At 64.3% G+C, this 7520-nt stretch carries 5 protein-coding genes and 1 pseudogene; all 6 read left to right on the top strand.

Annotated elements, in window-relative coordinates; genetic code table 11:
- Nucleotides 1–22: 22 nt before the first annotated feature.
- Complete coding sequence (locus QRN07_RS01120) at nucleotides 23–379, top strand: DUF6504 family protein (protein ID WP_050684427.1); 357 nt, start codon at nucleotides 23–25, stop codon at nucleotides 377–379.
- Nucleotides 376–3861: a DNA polymerase III subunit alpha gene (locus tag QRN07_RS01125; protein WP_285240171.1), complete on the top strand. Its 3486-nt coding sequence runs from the start codon at nucleotides 376–378 to the stop codon at nucleotides 3859–3861. Before QRN07_RS01120 ends, QRN07_RS01125 begins: the two co-directional genes overlap by 4 nt.
- 116 nt (nucleotides 3862–3977) lie before the next feature.
- Entirely contained in the window at nucleotides 3978–5987 is a 2010-nt protein-coding gene (gene thrS, locus QRN07_RS01130; protein WP_056601091.1) for a threonine--tRNA ligase, read from the top strand.
- Nucleotides 5988–6004: 17 nt separating this feature from the next.
- On the top strand, nucleotides 6005–6589 hold the full coding sequence (locus QRN07_RS01135; protein ID WP_050684430.1) for an HIT family protein: 585 nt from the start codon (nucleotides 6005–6007) through the stop codon (nucleotides 6587–6589).
- The gene (gene pgsA, locus QRN07_RS01140) at nucleotides 6582–7205 is read left to right on the top strand and encodes a phosphatidylinositol phosphate synthase (protein ID WP_285240172.1); all 624 of its coding nucleotides are present in this window, start codon (nucleotides 6582–6584) and stop codon (nucleotides 7203–7205) included. The genes QRN07_RS01135 and pgsA overlap by 8 nt, the downstream gene beginning before the upstream one ends.
- Before the next feature lie 152 nt (nucleotides 7206–7357).
- Nucleotides 7358–7520, top strand: a pseudogene (locus QRN07_RS01145) (pyridoxal 5'-phosphate synthase lyase subunit PdxS); the annotation flags it as partial.

Genomic DNA, 7520 nt, shown 5'->3' on the forward strand with positions numbered 1-7520 from the left:
AATCTGCGGGTCAGGAGGCACCATGGGCTTGTTCAGCGAATCCGTGGACGTAGCCTGCTCGGCGGACGGCCAGCCGGAAAGCGTCCTGTGGTCCGGACGCTCCTATTCCGTCTGCGCCGAATCAGTCCGCTGGTATGAACGCCGCCAGTGGTGGGCTGAGGAAAGCCGCGTCCCGTTGGGCAGCGGGCCGGGGATGGTGGATCACGAAATCTGGCGGATCCAGGTGGTTCCCGTCCCGCCCGCCGGGAAAAGCACTCCTGTTCCAATGGAACCGCTCACCCTCGACCTCACCCGGCACGCCGCCAGTGGCCGATGGCGGCTCCTCCGTATCCACGATGCCCTGCGCCTCAACGACACCTCGGGTCCCAAAACAGCATGAGCTTTACGCATTTACACGTTTCCACCGCCTTCAGTGCCCACTACGGGGTGTCATGGCCGGAGGAACTGGCACAGGCTGCCAAGGCTGACGGGGCCACCGCGCTCGCCTGCACCGACCGGGACGGGCTCTACGGAACCATCAAGCACCTCAGGGCATGCATGGCTGAAGGCCTGGATGCCATCGTGGGGGTGGACCTCGCCGTCTTTGATGACGACGGCGAACACCGCACCCAGGTGGCGGGACGGGTGGTGGTCCTGGCCCGGGGCCACAATAACGGCGCCGGGTACCGGGCCCTGTGCCGGCTTGTCTCGGACGCCCATGCCCGCACGTCCGGAAAAGCCGGGGGAGCGGTTCCTGTCGCCGTCACCCGGGCGGAACTGGCTTCACGCACCCTGGACCCATTGACCCTCAAACCCGTCCTGACTGTACTGATCGGTCCCGACTCGGATGTGGGACGGGCCATGGGCGGCAGGCGGTACCTCCGGCCCCGCACACTCTTCAAAGCCTGGCTCGACGCCATGCCGGCCGGAACTGTGGTTACCGAGATTGTCACCCAGCTCAGCACCCCGGGCATGCCCCTCAGCACAGCACATGCCGTGCGGATGCTCAGGCTCGCGGAGGAACACCACGTCCCGGCCATCCTGACCAACGCGGTGCGTTACTGCGGCGCTGACGGTGCACCCACCGCTGATGTGCTGGACTCTGCCCGGACCCTCAAATCCCTCCCCGAGCTGGCGGCTGAACCCATCCTGCAACCCACAGGCCAGGGTTGGCTCAAAACGGGGGAGCAGATGCTCCGCCTGGGCAAGGAAGTCATTGCCGCCGCGGGCTTCGGGACAGCGGACCTCACACAGCTGATGGCACAAACCGAGGCGCTCGCCGATCGGTGCCGGATGGATCCGCACACCGACATGGGATGGAAGCAACCGGTGGTCCCTGAGGCCTCGGTCCTTGGCATCAGCCAGCACCCGCATACCGAACTGGTCCAACGCTGCGAGGCCGGAATTACCCGACGGTTCCCCGGCATTGCCGGCAGCCAGGAGGCCGAGATGAAAACCCGGCTGGAGCACGAGCTGGTCATCATCAGCAACCTCGGCTTCTCCGCCTATTTCCTCACCGTGGCGGAGGTCTCCCGGATGATCCAGGACATGGGGGTCCGGGCCGCTGCGCGCGGGTCCGGGGCCTCGAGCCTGGTCAACTACCTGATCGATGTGAGCCAGGTGAACCCGCTCCAGCACGATCTCATCTTTGAACGCTTCCTGTCCCGGGACCGCGCCACCCTCCCGGACATTGACATCGACGTCGAAAGCGCTGAACGGCACAACGTCTACCACCGGATCTTCAAACGGTTCGGCTCGGAACGGGTCACCCTCATGAGCATGCAGAACGGATACCGGGCCAGGGGCGCCGTCCGGGACGCCGGCTTGGCCTTGGGAATGGACGATGGCGAAGTGGGCGAAATCGCCAAACAGCTGTGGCGTTTCTCCGCCCGGAAATTCCGGGAAGCGCTGCAGGAGAAACCCGAACTGCGCCAGTTCGCAGGCCGGGTTGAACAGCGGGACACGGACGGAAACCAGCAGCTGGACCTCCTGGTTGACCTGACGGAACGCCTGGACCGGCTGCCGCGGCACATCTCCATGCACCCCTGCGGAGTGATCCTGGGGGATGCCACCCTGCTGGACCGCACCCCTGTCCAACCCAGTGGGCTGGGCCTTCCCATGAGCCAGTTCGACAAGCACGACATGGACCCCATGGGCATGCTCAAACTTGATGTCCTGGGGGTCCGGATGCAAAGCGCCATGGCTTTCGCTGTCCGGGAAATCATCCGCATCCACCCCTCCAAAACCCAGGTGGTGGCTGCCGGCAGCCACCCAGTAGGCCCGGACGGGGCTGGACCCGACTACATCGCCGCTGACGGCGCCATTGACCTGAACGCCGTTCCCCTGGACGATGAGGCCACCTTCGAGCTGATCAGGAGCACCCATACGCTGGGATGCTTCCAGATCGAATCGCCGGGCCAGCGTGAGCTGATCGGCAAAATGGCGCCCCGGGAATTCAACGACCTCATCATCGACATTTCACTGTTCCGGCCAGGTCCCATGAAGTCGGACATGGTGCGGCCGTTCCTGGAGCACCGGCACGGGTTCGCCCCGGAGGTGTACCCCCATCCGGACCTGAAACCCGTGCTCGCCGAAACGCATGGGGTCACCGTGTTCCACGAACAGATCCTGAAGACCTTTAACGTCATGACCCATTGCGGGTTGGCGAAAGCCGACGAATTCCGCCGTGCCCTGGGTAACGAAGCTAAAGAACCCCTGGTGGAGGCCTTCTTCCGCAAAGCGGCCAGGGAACGCAACTACACCCCGGAGGTGGTGGACAAGGTCTGGGGAACGCTGAAGGCCTTCGGCAGCTTTGGCTTCTGTAAGGCCCACGGGGCGGCCTTCGCCGTGCCCACCTACCAGTCCGCCTGGCTGAAAGCCCACCACCCCGAGGCCTTCCTGGCAGGGTTGTGGGAGCACGATCCCGGGATGTATCCCAAGCGGCTGCTGGTGGCGGAAGCCCGGCGCCTTGGCATTCCCATCCTGCCTTTGGACATCAACCGCAGCGGTGCCCAATACCGGGTGGAGCGGGTCGACGCCGGAAAGGACGCCGGGAAACTGGGCATCCGGCTGAGCCTGAACGGGATCTACGGGTTGTCAGCCACCGAACTTAAAAGGATCGTGGCGGGGCAGCCCTTTGACTCCCTCGCCGACCTGAGGGCACGGTCCCGGGTCAGCAAACCCACCATCAAACGGCTGGCACAGCTTGGCGCGTTCGATTTCCTGCACCGCGAAGCCGGCGGAACGGCCAACCGGGCCGACCTGGTGCACCACCTGCAGCAGATGCAGGGCAAAGGAACCCGGAAGGGCATCGAAGTCCTGGAAGGACAGCTTGCGTTGCCCTTGGGGGATGTGGAACTGCAGAACATCAAACCCGGCCTGCCTGCACCCACCCTGGTGGAAAACGTCCGGGCAGAACTCGACCTGATGGCCATGGACGTCAGCAGCCACCTGATGGACAGCCACCGGCCCATGCTGGACAGGCTTGGCGTGACCACAGCAGACAAGCTGCTGTCGCTGCGTAACGGCACGGAGGTCCTGGTTGCGGGCGTGCGGATCGCCACCCAGACCCCGCCGATGCGCGGCGGCAAGCGGGTGGTGTTCATCAGCATCGACGACGGCACCGGCTGCATCGATTCGGTGTTTTTCCACGAGGCGCAGGAAAACGCAGGGCTGCTCCTTTTTGGCACCCGGCTGCTGCTGATCCGCGGCACCACCCGGCGCACGGGCCCGCGCGGAATCAGCCTGAGCGCCAGCATGGCCTGGGACCTGGGGAAGCCGGAATCGTTGCCCTTCCCGGACCCCAACAGGCCTGGCACGGACGTGCAACATCCCCTGGACGGCATCAGCCGCACGCTGGCCATCACTGGATTCAGCGGCTGATGCCCGAGTGTGCCGCGTTGGTGGCCCCCCGCGGAACCGATAGCATTGACGGTGGCTGGCTGTGGTCCCCGTATGCCACAAGCTATGAAGCCTACAACTTTGAATAGGAGACACCCGTGTCAGATGCCCAGCAGATCACCCTCATCGTCGATGGCGAAGAGACCAAGGTGACTACCGGGACAACCGGTGCGGAGCTCTTTTTTGAACGCCGCGAGGTGGTTGTAGCCCGTGTCGACGGCGTCCTGAAGGACCTGGACCAGGAACTCCCCAACGGTGCCAGCATCGAAGCCGTCACCATCGATTCCCCCGACGGCCTGGACGTGCTCCGCCACTCCACCGCCCACGTGATGGCCCAGGCCGTCCAGCAGCTGCGCCCCGACGCCAAGCTGGGCATCGGCCCGTACATCACGGACGGTTTCTATTTCGACTTCGACGTGGCCGAGCCCTTCACCCCCGAGGACCTCAAGACCCTCGAGAAGATGATGCTCAAGATCGTCAACCAGAACCAAAAGTTCGTCCGCCGTGTGGTCACCGAGGACGAAGCCCGCGAAGCCATGAAAAACGAGCCCTACAAACTCGAACTGCTGGGCAAGAAAAACGACGCCGCAGACGCAGGCGAAGGCGTGAACGTCGAGGTGGGTGCCGGCGAGATCACCATCTACGACAATGTTGAACGCAAGGAAGGCACCACCGTCTGGTGCGACCTGTGCCGCGGCCCGCACCTGCCCAACACCAAACTCATTTCCAATGCGTTCGCGCTGACCCGCTCGTCCTCCGCCTACTGGCTGGGTGACCAGAAAAACCAGCAGCTCCAGCGGATCTACGGCACGGCCTGGCCCACCAAGGACGACCTGAAGGCCTACCAGGAGCGCATCGCCGAAGCCGAACGGCGCGACCACCGGAAGCTCGGCGTCGAGCTTGACCTGTTCTCCTTCCCGGACGAACTGGGTTCGGGCCTGCCGGTCTTCCACCCCAAGGGCGGCATCATCCGCAAGGAGATGGAGGACTACTCCCGCCAGCGCCATGTGGAAGCCGGCTACGAGTTTGTCTACACCCCGCACATCACCAAGGGCCACCTCTATGAAGTCTCCGGGCACCTGGACTGGTACAAGGACGGCATGTTCCCGGCCATGCACGTGGACGCCGAACTCAACGAGGACGGCACCGTGCGCAAGCCCGGCCAGGACTATTACCTGAAGCCGATGAACTGCCCCATGCACAACCTGATTTTCCGCTCCCGCGGCCGTTCCTACCGGGAACTGCCGCTGCGGCTCTTCGAATTCGGCTCCGTGTACCGGTACGAAAAGTCCGGCGTGGTGCACGGCCTCACCCGGGTACGGGGCATGACCCAGGACGATGCCCATATCTACTGCACCCGCGAACAGATGAAGGAAGAGCTCACCAAAACGCTCACCTTCGTTCTTGGGCTGCTCAAGGATTACGGCCTGAACGACTTCTACCTGGAACTGTCCACCAAGGACCCCGTCAAGTACGTGGGCGACGACGACACCTGGGAAGAAGCCACCAGGACCCTCGCCGAGGTGGCCCAGGAGTCCGGGCTGGACCTGGTCCCGGATCCGGGAGGCGCAGCCTTCTACGGCCCCAAGATCTCCGTGCAGGCCAAAGACGCGCTGGGCCGCACCTGGCAGATGTCCACGATCCAGCTGGACTTCAACCTTCCGGAGCGCTTCGAACTGGAATTCCAGGCCGCGGACGGCACCCGCCAGCGTCCCGTGATGATCCATCGGGCGCTCTTCGGTTCCATCGAACGGTTTATGGGCGTGCTGACCGAACACTACGCCGGCGCGTTCCCGGCCTGGCTCGCGCCGGTCCAGGTGGTGGGCATCCCCGTGGCGGAAACGTTCAACGAATACATGTTCGACGTCGTCGACCAGCTGAAGGCGGCCGGTATCCGGGCCGAGGTGGATACATCCTCCGACCGCTTCCCGAAGAAAATCCGCACCGCCAGCAAGGACAAGATCCCGTTTGTGCTCATCGCCGGCGGTGACGACGCCGATGCCGGGGCCGTCTCATTCCGCTTCCGCGACGGAAGCCAGGACAACGGTGTGCCGGTCGCGGAAGCCGTCAAGCGGATCACGGAAGCCGTCCGTAACCGGACCAGCTAAGGGAACGGAACAGCACCGTGCAGGAGAACACAGGCGCCGGGTACCCCGGTGATGCCGCAGTGACGGACGACTTCGACCTCGCCGGTGTCCCGGATGCCTTCCAGCGTCTGTGGACTCCGCACCGGATGGCCTACATCAAGGGTGGCCAGCATCAGTTCAAGGGCGAGAACGACTGCCCGTTCTGTGTGGGTCCCGGCCGCAGCGACCAGGAATCCCTGATTGTGTACCGGGGCCGCACCTGCTACGTGGTGCTTAACCTTTTCCCATACAACCCGGGCCACCTGCTGGTGTGCCCGTACCGGCACATCCCGGACTACACCGATTTGACGGTTGAGGAGACAGCGGAATTCGCCGACCTCACCCAGACGGCCATGCGGGTGCTGCGTAAGGTGTCCAACCCCGGCGGCTTTAACCTCGGCATGAACCAGGGTGTGGTGGGCGGCGCGGGAATCGCCGCCCACCTGCACCAGCACATTGTGCCGCGCTGGGGTGGCGACGGGAACTTCTTCCCCATCATCGCCCAGACCAAAGCCATCACCCAGACGCTGGACGAGGTCCGCCAGCAGGTGGCCGATGCCTGGCCCGGGGAGACGGATGCTTAACAGGCATGCCCGCGGGTTCTTTACCACGTTGTTCACCCCGTTTGCCCGCTGGCTCCTTCGAATTGGTGTTTCCCCGGATGCGGTAACCGTCATTGGCACCGCGGGCGTGGTGGCGGGTGCCCTGGTGTTTTATCCACTGGGACAGCTCTGGTGGGGCACGCTGTTCATCACCGCCTTCATTTTCTCCGACGTCCTGGACGGCATCATGGCCAGGATGCAGGAAACCGGGGGCCGGTGGGGCAACTTCCTGGACTCCACCCTGGACCGCGTGGCTGATGGTGCGCTCTTTGCCGGGGTGGCGGTCTGGTTCTTCACCGGCGGTGGGAATACGCCAATCGCCGTGGCCGCCGTCGTCTGCCTGGTCCTGGGCATGGTGGTCTCCTATGCCCGTGCCAAGGCCGAGTCGCTGGGCTTCACCGCGAACACAGGAATCGCCGAACGTGCGGAGCGCCTCGTGTCGGTGCTGGTGGTGACCGGTTTCACCGGCCTGGGCCTGCCAGCGGTGGTGCTGCTGGTGACGCTGCTCCTGCTCGCTGCGGCCAGCCTGGTGACAGTCATCCAGCGGGTGGTTTCGGTCCGCCGGCAGGCCTTCGCCGAACCCTCACCGGCCGATTAACATAGCCGTTACCTGATTAAGCCGGCCAGCGGTGGTGGGTCTAGTATTAGCTCTGCCCGATCAATGGATCCGGCAATCCGTGTGTCCGGCAGGTGCGTCGAAGGCCGCCTGCACACCCGGCGAAGGTCATCTATCTACCCATAGGGGTTTTTGTGTCTACACCTGATGTAAGCAACGGGGCCGGTTCGTCCGCGAACAGCGTCACGGGCAGCAACCGCGTGAAGCGCGGCATGGCCGAGATGCTCAAGGGCGGCGTCATCATGGACGTTGTCAACGTTGAACAGGCCCGCATCGCCGAGGACGCCGGTGCCGTGG

The organism is Pseudarthrobacter sp. MEB009, assembly GCF_030208875.1.
Classification (GTDB): domain Bacteria; phylum Actinomycetota; class Actinomycetes; order Actinomycetales; family Micrococcaceae; genus Arthrobacter.

What these genes read in the sequence shown, in the direction of transcription:
- QRN07_RS01120 (WP_050684427.1), top strand. Translation starts at nt 23, where the DNA reads ATGGGCTTGTTCAGCGAATCCGTGGACGTAGCCTGCTCGGCGGACGGC.
- QRN07_RS01125 (WP_285240171.1), top strand. Translation starts at nt 376, where the DNA reads ATGAGCTTTACGCATTTACACGTTTCCACCGCCTTCAGTGCCCACTAC.
- pgsA (WP_285240172.1), top strand. Translation starts at nt 6,582, where the DNA reads ATGCTTAACAGGCATGCCCGCGGGTTCTTTACCACGTTGTTCACCCCG.